The organism is Enterobacter chengduensis (assembly GCF_001984825.2).
GTDB classification, from domain to species: Bacteria; Pseudomonadota; Gammaproteobacteria; order Enterobacterales; family Enterobacteriaceae; genus Enterobacter; species Enterobacter chengduensis.
On the sequence record NZ_CP043318.1, the window covers coordinates 3,348,749 to 3,364,391 of the forward strand.

Consider the following 15,643-nt stretch of genomic DNA (forward strand, 5'->3'; position numbering starts at 1 on the left):
TGAAAGTGGCACCGAACCGTCCCCTCTCCCCTCAGGGGAGAGGGTTAGGGTGAGGGGTGTGGGGTGTGTTTTTTATTTACTGTCAGATTTATATTCGTACTCGTAATACCCGTAATCCTGGTACCCGGTCGCGCGGCGGAAGATGGAGTTCAGGATCACCCCTTTCACCTCAATCCCGTTCTGCTCGAAGCGGCTCAGGCTGGTTTCCACCTCTTTCAGGGTGTTCACCGCGTAACGCGCGACCATCAGCGTGGTGCCCGCATGGCGGCCCACGACGGCAGCGTCGGTCACGGCCAGAATTGGCGGCGTATCGATCAGCACCAGGTCATAGTTTTTGCTCGCCCACTCAATCAGCTGGGTGAAACGTTCGCTCATCAGCAGCTCGGACGGGTTAGGCGGCACCTGGCCGCGTGGGATCAGGTCAAATTTCGGCACCGTTGTCGGTTTCGCGCTCTGGCTGATGTCACCCTTGCCGAGCAGGATTTCCGACAGGCCGTTCACGTTGTTGGTGCCCAGCAGCTCGTGGGTATAGCCTTTACGCATATCGCAGTCGATCAGCAGCACGCGCTTGTTGGTCTGGCTGACCACCGCGGCCAGGTTGGCGCAGACGAAGGTTTTACCGATTGACGGGCTAACGCCGGTCAACATCAGGACGTTATTTTTGGCCTGCATCATGGCGAAGTGCAGGCTGGTACGCAGGCTGCGGATCGCTTCGATGGCGAGGTCGGTCGGGTTACCCACCGCCAGAAGCTGGCTCTGCTTGTAACGCTTAACGCCCTTAATGGTTTTGACGCTGTCACGGGATTTTTGCCATTCAGACAGCGGAATGCTGGCATAAACGTTGATACCGCTCTCTTCCAGCACCTGCGGGCTTTCGATGCCGCGGTTGAACAGGGAACGCAGCAGCACGCCCACGATGGAGAGCATCAGGCCGAGAATAATGCTGCCGAGAATAATTAGCGCTTTCTTCGGCTTCAGCACGCCGGGCTGGGTAATCGCCGGGTCGACGATGCGCACGTCACCGACGGTACTGGCTTCGGTGATTTTCAGCTCCTGCTGCTTGTTCAGCAGCTGCATATAAACCTGCTGTCCGGACTCCACGTCGCGGGTCAGACGCACGATCTCCTGCTGCGTTTTCGGCATCGCGGTCACGCGGTCATTGAGCTTCGCCTTCTCCTCTTCCAGGGTACGGCGTTTCTCCAGCAGCGTGCGGTAGGCCGGGTGACGCTTGGTGTAGAGCTTGGAAATCTCGGCTTCTTTAAAGGTCAGCTCGTTGAGCTGCGCGTCAATGTTGACCATCGAATCGAGAACCGATTTCGCCTCCAGCGGCAGGTCAACGGAGTCTTTATCCTGACGGTAGGCGTTCAGCTTGTTCTCGGCATCATCCAGGTGAGCGCGCACTTCCGGGAGCTGCTTCGCGAGGAAGGCCAGGCTTTTCGCCGCTTCGGCCGACTTACGCTCAACGTTCTGCTCAAGATAGTTGCGGGTAATGCTGTTCAGGATGTCGCGGATCTGATCCTTATCTTCACCGGTAAAGGTCATGCTCAGCACGCCGGTGTCCTTACCGTTTTCGGTCACGGTGAGGTTGTTTTGCAGATTGTTGATCATCCCCAGCGTGGAGAATTTGGTGACGGTGAATTCACCGCCCTCCTGGGCGTTGATCGCGCTGACCATCATGCTGACGCCGTCTTTGCTCAGCATCTGCCCCACTTCACCGCGGGCGCTGAAGCCCGCGTCGCTGGTCAGCTGATACTGTTTCGGGCCAAGCACCGTCAGGGTAAACGTCCGATCGGCAGCCCCTTTCGGCAGCACGAAGTCAGTCACTTTCACCGTGTCGTTGTTTCGCCCCATCAGACGATCCCAGCCCGCACCAAAGACAGGGAAGGTATTTTTGGTGACGGAGATATCGAGCCCGAGGTCGTGAACCGTTTTACCCAGCACCAGACGCGACTGGATAAGCTGAATTTCAGCGTCGGATGCCGGCGGCTTGTTCGCCAGCGCGGAACCAATGTCCTGCACCAGCGAGTTGCCGGTATTCTGCTCGATCTGCACCAGCGCGTCGGCGCTGTAGATAGGCGTGGCGAACAGCGTATAGACGACAGCTGCCGCGGCAAAAACGGCGGTAATGCCAAGCACCCACCACTTTGCCTCGATAACCGTGCCGACCAGGCGTCCAATATCAATTTCATCACTGCCCGAAGTCGGGGCGGCAGAAGGTCTTGTTTTTTCTGTCATTGTTATCCCTGCTGAACTTTCAGTGCCTGCGCCCACTGCTGGGCAGACTGGTCAAGTAAGGTGTAAACCGCCTCAAAGGCCTCTTGGCTTTTGCGATACGGATCGGGGATTTCACGTTCATTGTCCCAGTGACCAAACAGCATCACCTTGCCGCGCATCTCCGGCGCGATGTCGCACAGCGCGTGAATATGCCGTTTTTCCATCGTCAGGATCAGGTCATACTCCCGGCACATGCGGCCAGTAACCTGGCGGGCGACGTGGCCGTCGAGCGAGAGGTGATGATCCCGCGCCACGCTGGTTGCGCGCTCGTCGGCACCTTTACCGACCAGCGCGCCCAGCCCTGCCGACTCAACGATCAGTTCGGGCCGGTAGTGCTTCAACAGCCGTTCACCCGTAGGGGAACGGCAAATGTTCCCCACGCATACCACCAGAATTTTGTTAAACATCGCGGATTACCAGGTATGAATGTCGCGCGCCGTATCCGTCATGTAGCGAACGCCACTGATGGTTGGCAGCAACTGGTTGATCAGACGGTTCCAGCGGGCAACCGGCGCGGTGGTGACGTACACCACGTCATATGGCTGGAGGCGGAACGACGTTGCCATTACCAGCGAGGTCGCGTCGGACATATCGAGCTGGTAAATGTTGGCAATCTTGCCTTTGTTGCTGGCGTCGTCCTTCAGCGGGCGAATCACGAAGATGCCGCTGGCGTTGGAGGAGGTCAAATCGATGCCTTCCGCATTGCCCAGCGCTTCGGTCAGGGTCATGCCGCTGAAGTCCATCTTGAGGGTGCTCTGTTTCTTCACTTCACCCATCACGAAGACTTTCAGATCGTCATTGCGCGGCACGTAAAGAATGTCGCCTGGATAGAGCAGGCGGTTCTGGGTCAGATCGCCGTTTTGCATCAGCGCCTGCAGCGAAATACGCTGCTCCTTCCCGTTGTGGGTGAGCACCACGTTGCGCCAGTCGGCGCCGTCGGTTAACCCGCCCGCGGCGTTTATGGCGTCCAGCACGGTAAGAGGCACGTTGGTGATGGCCTGCTGGCCGGACTTGTTCACCTGGCCGGAGATATAGGCTTTTTGCGAGCGGAATGCGGCGATATTAACGTCCACCTGCGGATCGGCGATGTACTGCGCTAAGCGGCCGGTAATATCACTACGGATCTCGGCAAGCGTTTTCCCCGCAACGTGGACTTTACCAATGTAGGGATAGAACATGGTGCCGTCTGACTGCACCCAGTTACCGGTGTCGCTTGAGCTGCGATACTGGCCCGCTGGCGTGGTCAGTTCCGGGTGGTCCCAGACGGTCACGTTGATCACGTCTCCCGGCCCCACGCGGTACTGGTAGGAGGCAATTTCCTGGTCCAGAGACATATTCGGCTGGGCAACATTCGGACGTGGACGTAATTGTTCGACCAGACGTGGCGTAAGTGGATAAACATTCACCATTTTGTCGAGATCAAAATCGGCATCCTGTTGCTTGATCACATCCTTACCCATTGTTGACATATTGCTGCCGGGAAAGACCGTGCAACCACTCATCAAGGTCACAGACACCAATAATGGCATCAATTTCATTTTGGATTTCATCATTGATTATTTATCACTTTGGCAGAGTAATTATCCTGTGCGATTTAAATAAGCTCGGGTCGTATTGGTTTTCAGCATGCAGTTAATCAAATAGAAATTTAACTGGCATCAGTCCTAAAAAAAGCTTATTCATCCATTGGCTATTGACAGAATAATCGATGCTGATTCACACGCTTTCAGGCACGCTACCGCCCTTGGCTTTCAGTTACCAATCCACTGACTAAACAATGTGTTATGGATAGACACCCTCTCAAGTAAGGTCTTGTGGGAATATATCAGCCGCTGCAAATACCCGACGGATAATGAATAACCATCCCAGAAGACCGAACAATAATAGCAACACCGAGATTTAACATTTGATGCTGGGAGAATTGTTGCAGCTAACCTAATAGCAGGCAAGGAGACAACTGTCCTAATATCCGTTTTTAAGATTAATATTAAGGGCAAATTTTTGACCTTTTAGGATTTTCTTTATATTGACAAAAAGAGAGTAAAAATCCTTACCTGCGATATATCCTAAAGTACGCTTCCCATAATTAAATATACGTATTCGCCTTATTTACACCGTCATCGGAATGCTCTCTTTTTCACCCGGCGTATTAAGAGAAATCTCACCCCGGCATTGCAATTTCCCCCAGCTTTATCCATGATCGAAGTGTGACATTCGTCATATAACAGAAGGTATTGCTATTACTATGGAATGGATTGCCGATCCCTCAATCTGGGCCGGGCTGGTTACGCTGGTCGTCATCGAGCTCGTGCTCGGGATTGATAATCTGGTTTTTATCGCCATCCTTGCTGAAAAACTGCCCCCTTCCCAGCGCGACCGCGCGCGCGTGACCGGTCTGCTGCTGGCGATGGTGATGCGGCTACTGCTGCTGGCCTCTATCTCCTGGCTGGTCACCCTCACTCAGCCCCTGTTCTCCGTTCACGGTCTGAGCTTTAGCGCCCGCGATCTGATCATGCTCTTCGGCGGGCTGTTCCTGCTGTTTAAAGCCACCGTTGAGTTGAATGAGCGGCTGGAAGGCAAAGACAGCGAGAACCCGACCCAGCGCCGCGGGGCGAAATTCTGGCCGGTGGTGGCGCAAATTGTGGTGCTGGATGCGGTCTTCTCCCTCGACTCGGTGATCACCGCCGTCGGGATGGTGGACCATCTTGCGGTGATGATGGCCGCGGTCATTATTGCCATCACGCTGATGGTGATGGCCAGCAAGGCGCTGACCCGCTTCGTGAACAGTCACCCCACCATTGTGATCCTCTGTCTGAGCTTCCTGCTGATGATTGGCTTTAGCCTGGTCGCCGACGGTTTCGGCTTCCATATTCCGAAAGGCTACCTGTATGCCGCCATCGGGTTCTCCGTCATGATTGAAGCGCTAAACCAGCTGGCGATATTTAACCGCCGCCGCTTCCTCTCCGCCAATCAGACCCTGCGCCAACGCACGGCCGACACGGTCATGCGTCTGCTGAGCGGCAAGAAAGAGGATGCGGAGCTGGACCCCGAATCCTCCTCTATGCTGGCCGATCACAGGGACGGGCAAATCTTTGACCCGCAGGAACGGCTGATGATCGAGCGGGTGCTCAATCTGAATCAACGGACGGTCAGCAGCATCATGACGTCGCGGCATGACATTGAGCATATCGACCTGACGGCCCCGGAAGCGCAAATCCGCGCCCTGCTGGATAAAAACCAGCACACCCGCGTGGTGGTAACAGGCGGTGAAGAGGAAGAGGAACTGCTGGGCGTGGTGCACGTCATTGATCTGCTTTCGCAGCAGCTTCACGGCGAAGCGCTCAATCTGCGCGCCCTGGTACGCCAGCCGCTGGTTTTCCCGGAGGGGCTACCGCTGCTTTCCGCCCTTGAGCAATTCCGCAACGCGCGCACGCATTTTGCCTTTGTGGTCGACGAGTTTGGTTCGGTAGAAGGGCTGGTTACGCTCAGCGACGTGATGGAAACCATCGCCGGTAACTTGCCAAACGAGGTGGATGAAATTGACGCCCGCCACGACATTCAGAAAAACGCAGACGGCTCGTGGACGGCTAACGGCCATATGCCGCTTGAGGACCTGGTGCAGTACGTGCCGCTGCCGCTGGATGAAAAGCGGGAATATCACACGATTGCCGGCCTGCTGATGGAGTATTTGCAGCGTATCCCGCAGCCGGGAGAAGAGGTTCAGGTGGGCGACTATCTGCTCAAAACGCTGCAGATTGAAAACCATCGCGTGCAGAAGGTGCAGTTAATACCGTTACGGGATGAGGAAGAACTGGATTTTGAGGTGTAGGTAAAAACAAAACGGCAACCCCGTTGCCGTTTTTTGTGTTTGCGCCATCTCCCCGTGGGAGAGGGCCGGGGTCAGGGCATCAAGCTGCACTTGCACCCGGCACAACGGGCATCAAAGCTTGTCCAGCAGCTTCTTCACATCCTTGCCGCCCTGCGAATCTTTATTACGATCCGCCCAGTCGCTAAGCCGACGTTTTGCTTCATCCTGCAGATGCTTACGCAGGATCTGGTCCACCTGCAGGCTGTAATTCAGCGCCTGCCATTTGCCGTATACGGTCAGCGGGACCGGCGTCTCTTTGAGGAAGTCGATAAGCTTGCTTTTACCCTGCCAGCCGGAAAGTACCCGCACGTTAAAGCGCGTGTCCGCCGTCTCTTTCACCAGATCCAGCTTGCCGTCACCGGTGATTGATAACAGTGAAGAGGTGCCCTGCATGCCTTCGAGTGCGAGCTGCCCGTTATCCAGCGTCAGATCCGTGGTGAAGCTGTCGAGGCGGGTGGCGCTGTCGTAGTTTTCCTGAGCTTTCACATCGCTGCTGCGCTCCACCGCCTGCTGCACCAGCTGCTGGAAGTTGAGCCCTTCCATACGGGTATTTTTCAGATCGAGATGCGCCTGCCCCTGCCACTCGCGGCGAAAAGCTTCGGCGTCAATTTTCGTGCCCGAAAAGTCACCCGCAAGCGTCAGCTGCCCCGTTAGCGAAATCGGATAGTTGAACGCGTTCAGAATGGTGCCAATCTCAACGTTGTCGAGACGCGGCTGGAATTCGGCGCTGGCAACGTCTTTACGGACATCCAGCGTGCCGGGCAGCGAGAGGTTCCCTGCGCCCATCTTACCGCTCAGTTCGGAGATCACCAGCAAACCGTTATGGTTAAACATCTGGCTACTCACGTCGGTAAAATCAATACCGCGCCAGCGCAGGCTATTGGCTTTCAGCAGGATATCCGCCGTGAATCCGCGCAGGGCGTTATACTCAGGCTGGTCGAGATTCGACGAAATAACCGGACGTGATACCGGCGCCTGGCTTTGTCCCGTCTGCGCAGCATTGCGGTCCGTATCGCTGGCTGACTGAGGCGGCAGCAGGTTTTCCAGGTTGAGCTTGTCAAACTGCAGGTTCACCACCCACTTCGGCTTCTCTTCAAGCGTGACGCTCGCCTGCCCCTTCAGGCTACTGTCATTGGCCTGCAGGTTGAGATTATCCAGCTCCAGCTGCTTTTGTTCTTCGCGCCATACGGCCTGCAGCGTTCCCTGCCCGGCGATCCCCTGGGTGGGAAGATCGGCTCCCGTCAGCTGCCAGTTCAGCTGCTGGATGTCGGCCGTAAGCTGATTCGGATAGTCCGAGGCGTTGACGCTGGCGTTCAGAGACAGGGTCAAATCGCGCTGATCGCGGTTCATGCGCCCGCTAAATTCCACCGACGCAAGATGGTGTTCATCCTGTTCCATCTGCAGGCTGATGTTGCGGACGGTCACCTGCTCCTGGTGCTCATGCTGGAAAACCAACACGCTGTCGGCCACCTTCAGCTTGCCGATATCAAAGGACCAGCCCGTATCGGACGGTTCATCAGGCAGGGTATTTTCGCGCGGCGCAACCGGCGCATTTACGTCACGCACGGCCTCGGATTGTGGGGTGAGCTGAATCACCGCGCCTTTCAGCATCACCTGATTAACCTGCAGCTGATGGGAAATGAGCGGGATCAGCGCGACATCAAGACGCATGTTGTCTGCGGACACCAGGGGCTGGGACGCCCCCGGCGCCGTGAGCGACATGCGGCCAGAGAGAATGCTGAGCTGCGGCCAGACGTGCCAGCGCAGCGGCCCGTCAAGCTTCAGTTGATAACCGCTGCGTGCCTCGACCTCCCGCACCATGTAAGTGCGGAAATCATTAGGGTTAACCAGCAGTACCAACGCCGAAAGGCCAGCCACCAGCACCACCAGCAAAATCATCAGCGTTGTCAGAACTCTTCTCATGGCATCCTCAATGGACTAACGATCAGTCTTTATCAATACGGCTCGCCACCGCGCCCTGCTGGTCGCGATACTTTGCGTCCTGCCGACGGTTATAAGGCCTGTCTGCCGGACCTGACAGAGGTTCAAAGCTTAACGCCCCGATCATCATGCCCGGACGCAGCGCCAGCGGCAATTTACCGGCATTGAAGAATTCCAGTACGATACGCCCGGACCAGCCTGGATCGATACGGTGCGCGGTCACGTGAACCATCAGCCCCAGTCGCGCCAGCGAAGAACGGCCGTCCAGCCAGCCGACGAGATCGGCAGGCAGGGTGACGGATTCAAACGTGACCGCCAGCGCCAGTTCACCCGGATGCAGATAAAAGGCTTCGCCTTCATCAATGATGATTTCGTCACTCATCACGCGATCGAGCGCGGCGCTGACTTCGTCCTTCGGCCCGCTAAGGTCAATGAACGGCGCGGTGTGGCCGCTAAAGGTGCGGAACTTATTCCCTAACCGAACATCAACGGTCACGCCATTGATACGCTCAACAGGTGGACGTGGGGTAATAGACAAACGGCCTTCATCCAGCCAGGCTTCAATATCGCGATCGCAAAGACGCACGGCACTTTCTCCTTTTATGCATCGTACCCTGAGGCGGTAAGCGCTCAGGGTAAAACCAGGTTATCTCTGAACGGTACACAATTCGCGCGGCTTATTCAAAAAACTGGCTGATTTTCGCTTTTAAGATATCAATTGCAATGCGGTTTTTCCCTCCGCGCGGCACGATGATATCGGCATATTGTTTGGAGGGCTCAATAAACTGCAGGAACATCGGACGAACCGTCTTCTGGTATTGCGCCATGACCGAGTCCATCGAACGGCCGCGTTCATTCACGTCACGCTTGATGCGGCGCATCAGGCAGATATCCAGCGGGGTATCGACGAAAATCGAGAAGTTCATGGATTCACGCAGACGCGCGTCGGTCAGCAGCAGGATACCTTCAAGGATAATGACCTTTTTCGGCTCGATGCGGATGGTTTCCTGGGTGCGGGTGTGTTCTACGTAACTGTAAACGGGCAGCTCAATTGCCTGACCGCTCTTGAGCGCTTCTAAATGCTGGAACAGCAGGCTGTGATCCATCGCATTGGGATGGTCATAGTTGGTTTTGACGCGCTCTTCCATCGACAGATGGGATTGATCTTTGTAATAGCTGTCTTCGGGAATGACGCCGATATGCTCATCACCTACTTGTTCACGCAGTTCGCGATAAAGCGTACTGGCAATTAGACTTTTACCTGAAGCCGATGCGCCGGCGATGCCTATAATGACGCACTGATGAGACTTATCAGTCATAAATTTAGCGACCTGATTAACCTGGATGTTAAGGAAGGACGACGCCGGAGCGTCAAACGCGGCAATTATAGGGATTTCGCGGGCGTGATACCAGTCGAATGCACAGGTTCTGCGAGACGGGCCGAAAAGTGACGTTTTATTCCCTGAGTGAAATTTAAATGAACGTTTTTTCAGCGTTTCACCGTTTTTTTTCTCGGCGTCTCTATTTAATAAGTCTGCGATGTCAAATTCTGAGCGGTCGCCATATGAATTGTAAATTGTTTGTACTAGCATAAACCAAATTATTAAATTCACGCGTTCGGACATCTTCCCTGACGGCATGGCGTCTCTGGATAAAGCGGTAATGAATAAACAATACCAGCGGGTTTTGGTTACCACCCCACATCCTTTAATACGACTTGTCTGTCTGGGCCTGGTCACCTTTATCTTTACCTTATTTTCGCTGGAGCTCACCCGCTTCGGTACCCTGCTGGCGCCGCTCTGGTTCCCCACCGCCATTATGATGGTGGCGTTTTACCGCCATGCAGGAAAAATGTGGCCGGGCATTGCCCTGGCCTGCTCGTTCGGCAATATTCTGGCCTCGTGGATGTTGTTCTCCTGGGCTGAGATAAACCCCATCTACACCGTCGTTAACGTTATTGAGGCCATCATTGGTGCAGTGCTACTGCGCAAACTGCTCCCGTGGTATAACCCGCTGCAAAATTTGAGCGACTGGATCCGCCTCGCGATCGGCAGCGCGCTGGTGCCGCCGCTGGTGGGCGGTATTCTGGTCTCTTTGCTGGTCCCCGGCTCCGAGCCGCTGCGTAATTTTATCGTCTGGGTGTTGTCTGAATCCATTGGCGCGCTGGCGCTGGTGCCGCTGGGGCTGCTGTTTAAACCCCATTACCTGCTGCGCCACCGGGATCCGCGATTGCTCGTGGAAACGCTGGCCACCATGGCCGTGACGTTAGCCCTGAGCTGGGCCGCCATTACCTGGCTGCCGTGGCCCTTTACCTGCGTGATCGTCCTGCTCATGTGGAGCGCCGTGCGCCTGCCGCGGGTGGAAGCATTCCTCGTGTTTCTGGTCACCGTGATGGTCGTTTCGCTGATGATTGCCCATAACCCTTCAGCCCTGACCACGCAGCACGAAGGGCCAATGATGAACGCGCCGTGGCTGCCGTTCCTGATGCTCCTGCTTCCCGCGAACGTGATGACGATGGTGATGTACGCCTTCCGCGCCGAACGCAAACACATTACCGAAAGCGAGGCGCGTTTCCGTAACGCGATGGAGTATTCCGCCATCGGTATGGCGCTGGTCAGCATTGAGGGACAGTGGCTTCAGGCTAACAAGGCGCTGTGCACATTCCTCGGTTACAGCCAGACGGAGCTCCAGTCATTAACCTTCCAGCAGCTCACCTGGCCGGAAGACCTGGACACCGACCTCGAGCAGCTCGAACAGCTGGTCAACGGCGAGATCAATACCTATACCCTCGAGAAACGCTATTACACCCGCAACGGGGAAGTGGTGTGGGCGCTGCTTGCCGTCTCCGTCGTGCGTCATGCCGACGGCTCGCCGCTCTATTTTATCGCGCAGATTGAAGACATTAACGATCTGAAGCAGACCGAGTGGGTCAATAAACGCCTGATGGAGCGCATTACCCTCGCCAACGAAGCGGGCGGCATCGGCATCTGGGAGTGGGATCTGGAGCCCGACATTATCAGCTGGGATAAGCGGATGTTTGAACTCTATGAGATCCCGCCGCACATCAAGCCCACCTGGCAACTCTGGCACGACACGATGCTGCCGGAAGATCGCGCCCACGCTGAGCAGGTGCTGCGCGACTCGCTGATTTCCCGCCTGCCCTTCAAGCTGGAGTTCCGCATCCGCGTGAAGGAAGGCGTGCGTCATATTCGCTCCCTGGCGAACCGCGTGCTCAACAAGCAGGGTGAAGTCGAACGCCTGCTCGGCATCAACATGGACATGACCGAAGTTAAGCAGCTCAACGAGGCCCTCTTCCAGGAAAAAGAGCGTCTGCACATTACCCTCGACTCCATCGGTGAAGCGGTGCTGTGCACCGATATCAACATGAACGTCACCTTTATGAACCCGGTCGCCGAGAAAATGAGCGGCTGGCTGCAGACCGAAGCTATTGGTCAGCCGATCCTGAAGGTGCTGCACATCACCTTTGGTGAAAAAGGGCCGCTGATGGAGAATATTCACAGCGGCGATATGTCCCGTTCCGATATCGATCAGGACGTGGTGCTGAACTGCCGCACCGGGGGAAATTTCGATATTCATTACAGCATTACGCCGCTCAGCACGCTGGATGGGCAGAATATTGGCTCGGTTATCGTCATTCAGGACGTGACCGAGTCGCGCAAAATGCTGCGCCAGCTGAGCTACAGCGCCTCCCACGATGCCCTGACCCATCTTGCAAACCGGGTCAGCTTCGAAAGCCATCTCAAACGGCTCCTGCAGACCGTTCGCGAAACGCGCCAGCGTCATGCCCTGGTCTTTATCGACCTCGATCGCTTCAAAGCCGTCAACGATACGGCTGGCCATGCGGCGGGTGATGCCCTGCTGCGAGAGCTTGCTTCCCTGATGTTGACCATGCTCCGCTCCAGCGACGTGCTGGCGCGTCTTGGGGGAGATGAGTTCGGGTTACTGCTACCGGACTGCAACATAGAAAGCGCGCGCTATATCGCCGGTCGCCTGATCCATACGATCAATGACTATCACTTTACGTGGGAAGGCCGTCTGCACCGTATCGGCGCCAGCGCCGGCATCACGCTGATTGATGAAAATAACCATCAGGCGTCGGAGGTGATGTCCCAGGCGGACATTGCCTGTTACGCCTCGAAAAACAGCGGCCGTGGCATGGTGACGGTGTACGAGCCCCAGCAGGAGCGGGATCACCACACGCGCAGCATGATGTCGCTTGATGAACAGTGGCACATGATTAAGGACAATCATCTGATGATGATTGCCCGCAGCGTCGCCTCCCCGCGCATCCCGGAGAGCAGTAATTTCTGGCTGCTGTCGTTTCGTCTGTGGACCAGCCAGGGCGAAGTGCTGGAAGAGCACGCCTTCCGCTCGGGCCTGGCGGAGCCTGAGCTTCTGCACGCCCTCGACAGGCGTATCTTTAGCGAATTTTTCCGTGTCTCTGCCGCACAGGTCGCCAGCAAAGGCATGGGGGTGGCGCTGCCGCTCTCGGAGGCCGGCTTAGCCAGCGTGACGCTGGTTGATGAACTTCTCGACCTGCTGGATAAAAGCCCCATGCCGGGCCGGCTCCTGCATCTGGTCATCTCTGTCGACGTGGTGTGCAGCACGGACCAGAACCTGCAGCGGGGTCTGCAAAAGCTTCGCCAGGCGGGCTGCCGCGTCATCTTTAGCCAGGTGGGTCGCGACATGAACGTCTTTAGCCACCTGAGCGCCAATATGGCCGACTATCTGATGCTGGACGCAGAGGTGGTAAGCAACGTGTATGGCAACCTGATGGATGAGATGACGGTGACCATTGTTCAGGGCCACGCCCAGCGTCTGGGGATGAAAACCATCGCGGGCCCGTGTAATCAGCCCATCATGATGGATACGCTCTCCGGTATCGGCATCGATTTTATCTACGGTGACACCATCGCCGAGCCGCAGCCGCTGGATCTACTGCTCAACGCCAGCTATTTCGCCATTAACTGACGGCGTCCAGCCGTCGGTATACCAGATGTGCAGCAGCGCGTAAGAGCGCCACGGCCGCCAGCGCTCGGCATAGCGACGAATTTGCGCGGGGGTCATTCCGGCGAAGCGTTGCTTAATCAGATAATCGTCCGGCAGAAACACATCTTTCGCCTGCCAGCCGCGCAGGGCCAGGTAGTTTGCCGTCCAGCGGCCGATTCCCGGACGCTGCTGGAGCGCCTTCATGCCCGCCTCAACGTTTTCAGGCGGCGTCAGCGGAAACGTCCCGTCAACGGCTGACTGCGCCAGATGAATCAGCGACTCCGCGCGTTTTAACGGCATGCCCAACGCCTTCAGCGCCAGCGGGTCCGCTGCCGCCAGCGCCTCCGGCGGCGGGAAACAGCGATACCCCGGACAATCCGCGATCGGTTCGCCGCACAGCGCCACCACGCGCGACGTCAGCTTCGCCGCCATCGACACGCTCACCAGCTGCCCGAGGATCGCCCGGACGCCCTGCTCGTACGCATCCATCGCTCCCGGCAGGCGTAAGCCTGGCCGCGCCGCGCCGAGATCGCCCAGCGCATCCGCGATGTGCTGCGGGTTACAGGCGAGATCGAAAAGGCGTTCTATGCGTTCCAGGCACGTCTGCGCAACCGGGATTAACCCCGGGCTGAGCGTCACGGTCAGCGTATGGGTGGCGATATCCGGCGTCACGCGGAAGATCCCCTGATGCCCTTCGCAGGCAAAACTGCGCTCGTAGTCGTCTTGCGTGACGGTTTCAATGCCCGTCACCGCACGCGCGCCAAGAAAGCCAAACATCCACTGCCAGTCGTAAGGGGGAAGCCAGGTCAGGGTATACATCGTTGCTCCTTTTTTGTTCCCCTCAAGATAAACGCAAAAGTCCTGTTGCGCCTTGCTTTCATATTCCTGTTGTCGCAGGAGAGGCATTCCGCTAAAGTCTCGCCCCTTCTCACCGGCATGGGGATTTATTGTGTTTATTGGATTCGACTACGGTACGGCAAACTGCTCGGTTGCGGTTATGCAAAACGGACAGCCGCAGCTCCTGAAAATGGAAAAAGAGAGCACGCTGCTGCCCTCAATGCTCTGCGCGCCGACGCGTGAAGCGGTAAGCGAATGGCTGTTCCGCCACCATCAGGTTCCGGCCACGGCGGCTGAGACCCAGGCGCTGCTGCGCCGGGCGGTTAGCTTTAACCGCGAGGAAGATATCGACGTTACCCCGTCCAGCGTGCAGTTTGGTCTCTCTTCGCTCGGGCACTACATCGAAGACCCCGAAGAGGTCTACTTCGTTAAGTCGCCAAAATCTTTTCTCGGCGCCAGCGGCCTGAAGCCGCAGCAGGTGGCGATGTTCGAAGACCTGGTGTGCGCGATGATGCTGCATATTCGCAATCAGGCGCAGACGCAGGTCACTGATTCGATTACCCAGGCGGTGATTGGCCGCCCGATCAACTTCCAGGGGCTGGGCGGCGACGAGGCTAACCAGCAGGCGCAGGGGATCCTTGAACGCGCGGCGCACCGCGCTGGCTTTCGCGACGTGGTGTTCCAGTATGAGCCGGTTGCCGCGGGGCTGGACTTTGAAGCCACGCTGACGGAAGAGAAGCGCGTACTCGTCGTGGATATCGGCGGGGGAACGACGGACTGCTCGCTGCTGCTGATGGGCCCCCAGTGGCATAGCCGTCGCGATCGCGAAAACAGCCTGCTCGGGCACAGCGGCTGCCGCGTGGGCGGTAACGATCTTGACATCGCGCTGGCCTTCAAGAGCCTGATGCCGCTGCTCGGCATGGGCGGGCAAACGGAAAAGGGCATCGCCCTGCCGATCCTGCCGTGGTGGAACGCGATTGCCATCAACGACGTGCCTGCACAGAGTGATTTTTACAGCACCGCCAACGGTCGCCTGCTGAACGATCTGGTGCGCGACGCGCAGGACGCCGATAAGGTCGCGCTGCTGTACAAAGTGTGGCGTCAGCGCCTCAGCTACCGCGTGGTGCGTACCGCGGAGGAGAGCAAAATTGCCCTTTCCGACCGCGCTGAGCACGCGGTCGCCCTGCCGTTTATCAGCGACGATCTGGCCACCGCGATTTCGCAGGACGGCCTGGAAACGGCGCTCGCACAGCCGCTGCAGCGTATTCTGGAGCAGGTGCAGCTGGCGCTGGAGAACGGCAAGGAGAAGCCGGACGTTATCTACCTGACCGGCGGCAGCGCCCGTTCGCCGCTGATCAAGAAAGCGCTGGCCGAACAGCTGCCGGGCATTCCGATTGCCGGTGGGGATGACTTTGGCTCCGTTACCGCAGGGCTGGCGCGCTGGGCGCAGGTGATGTTTAGCTAGTGTTGTTGCGGTGCGGTCTGTTGCCCTCACCCCGGCCCTCTCCCACGGGGAGAGGGTGCAAACACCAAAAACGGCAACATCCGTTGCCGTTTGCATTTACCTTGTAGGCCGGGTAAGGCGAAGCCGCCACCCGGCTAAAAAGAGCGCCACACTCAGACAATTCCAGACAGTCTTCCATATTTCCTCCATTTTTCCGCTGTGTTGCCTGACTAAACTAGTATCATTCCCCGAAGTCTTCAGGATGAGAA

General features: G+C 57.1%; 10 protein-coding genes. 3 read left to right on the forward strand and 7 right to left on the reverse strand.

Annotated elements, in window-relative coordinates; translation table 11 throughout:
* Positions 1-72: 72 nt before the first annotated feature.
* Genes wzc through FY206_RS16305 form a run of 3 tightly spaced genes read right to left on the reverse strand, consistent with a single transcriptional unit; the run spans position 73 to position 3,827 of the window.
* A complete protein-coding gene (gene wzc / locus FY206_RS16295) occupies positions 73-2,235 on the reverse strand; it encodes a tyrosine-protein kinase Wzc (RefSeq protein WP_032641650.1) in 2,163 nt (720 codons plus the stop codon).
* Between the two features lie 2 nt (positions 2,236-2,237).
* A complete protein-coding gene (gene wzb, locus FY206_RS16300; protein ID WP_032641652.1) occupies positions 2,238-2,681 on the reverse strand; it encodes a low molecular weight protein-tyrosine-phosphatase Wzb in 444 nt (147 codons plus the stop codon).
* A 6-nt stretch (positions 2,682-2,687) separates the two neighbouring features.
* Positions 2,688-3,827, reverse strand: a complete 1,140-nt coding sequence (locus FY206_RS16305) for a polysaccharide export protein (protein ID WP_032641654.1) — start codon at positions 3,825-3,827, stop codon at positions 2,688-2,690.
* A 692-nt stretch (positions 3,828-4,519) separates the two neighbouring features.
* Between FY206_RS16305 and FY206_RS16310 the strand changes: the two genes are divergently transcribed.
* A complete protein-coding gene (locus FY206_RS16310) occupies positions 4,520-6,103 on the forward strand; it encodes a TerC family protein (protein ID WP_032641657.1) in 1,584 nt (527 codons plus the stop codon).
* 111 nt (positions 6,104-6,214) lie between these two features.
* On the opposite strand, the gene asmA is transcribed toward FY206_RS16310, so the two are convergent.
* From asmA to udk, 3 genes are all read right to left on the reverse strand, one after another.
* Entirely contained in the window at positions 6,215-8,065 is a 1,851-nt protein-coding gene (asmA, locus tag FY206_RS16315; RefSeq protein WP_032641659.1) for an outer membrane assembly protein AsmA, read from the reverse strand.
* Positions 8,066-8,087: 22 nt separating this feature from the next.
* Positions 8,088-8,669: a dCTP deaminase gene (gene dcd, locus FY206_RS16320; protein ID WP_032641661.1), complete on the reverse strand. Its 582-nt coding sequence runs from the start codon at positions 8,667-8,669 to the stop codon at positions 8,088-8,090.
* 91 nt (positions 8,670-8,760) lie between these two features.
* On the reverse strand, positions 8,761-9,402 hold the full coding sequence (udk, locus tag FY206_RS16325; RefSeq protein ID WP_008500855.1) for a uridine kinase: 642 nt from the start codon (positions 9,400-9,402) through the stop codon (positions 8,761-8,763).
* Positions 9,403-9,745: 343 nt separating this feature from the next.
* Between udk and FY206_RS16330 the strand changes: the two genes are divergently transcribed.
* A complete protein-coding gene (locus FY206_RS16330) occupies positions 9,746-13,075 on the forward strand; it encodes a diguanylate cyclase (RefSeq protein ID WP_032641664.1) in 3,330 nt (1,109 codons plus the stop codon).
* On the opposite strand, the gene alkA is transcribed toward FY206_RS16330, so the two are convergent.
* Positions 13,040-13,912 (reverse strand): DNA-3-methyladenine glycosylase 2, encoded by an 873-nt coding sequence (gene alkA, locus FY206_RS16335; RefSeq protein ID WP_032641666.1) that lies wholly within the window; start codon positions 13,910-13,912, stop codon positions 13,040-13,042. The two genes, FY206_RS16330 and alkA, sit on opposite strands and share 36 nt — an antisense overlap.
* A gap of 130 nt (positions 13,913-14,042) precedes the next feature.
* Between alkA and yegD the strand changes: the two genes are divergently transcribed.
* On the forward strand, positions 14,043-15,395 hold the full coding sequence (yegD, locus tag FY206_RS16340; protein ID WP_032641668.1) for a molecular chaperone: 1,353 nt from the start codon (positions 14,043-14,045) through the stop codon (positions 15,393-15,395).
* Positions 15,396-15,643: the final 248 nt, after the last annotated feature.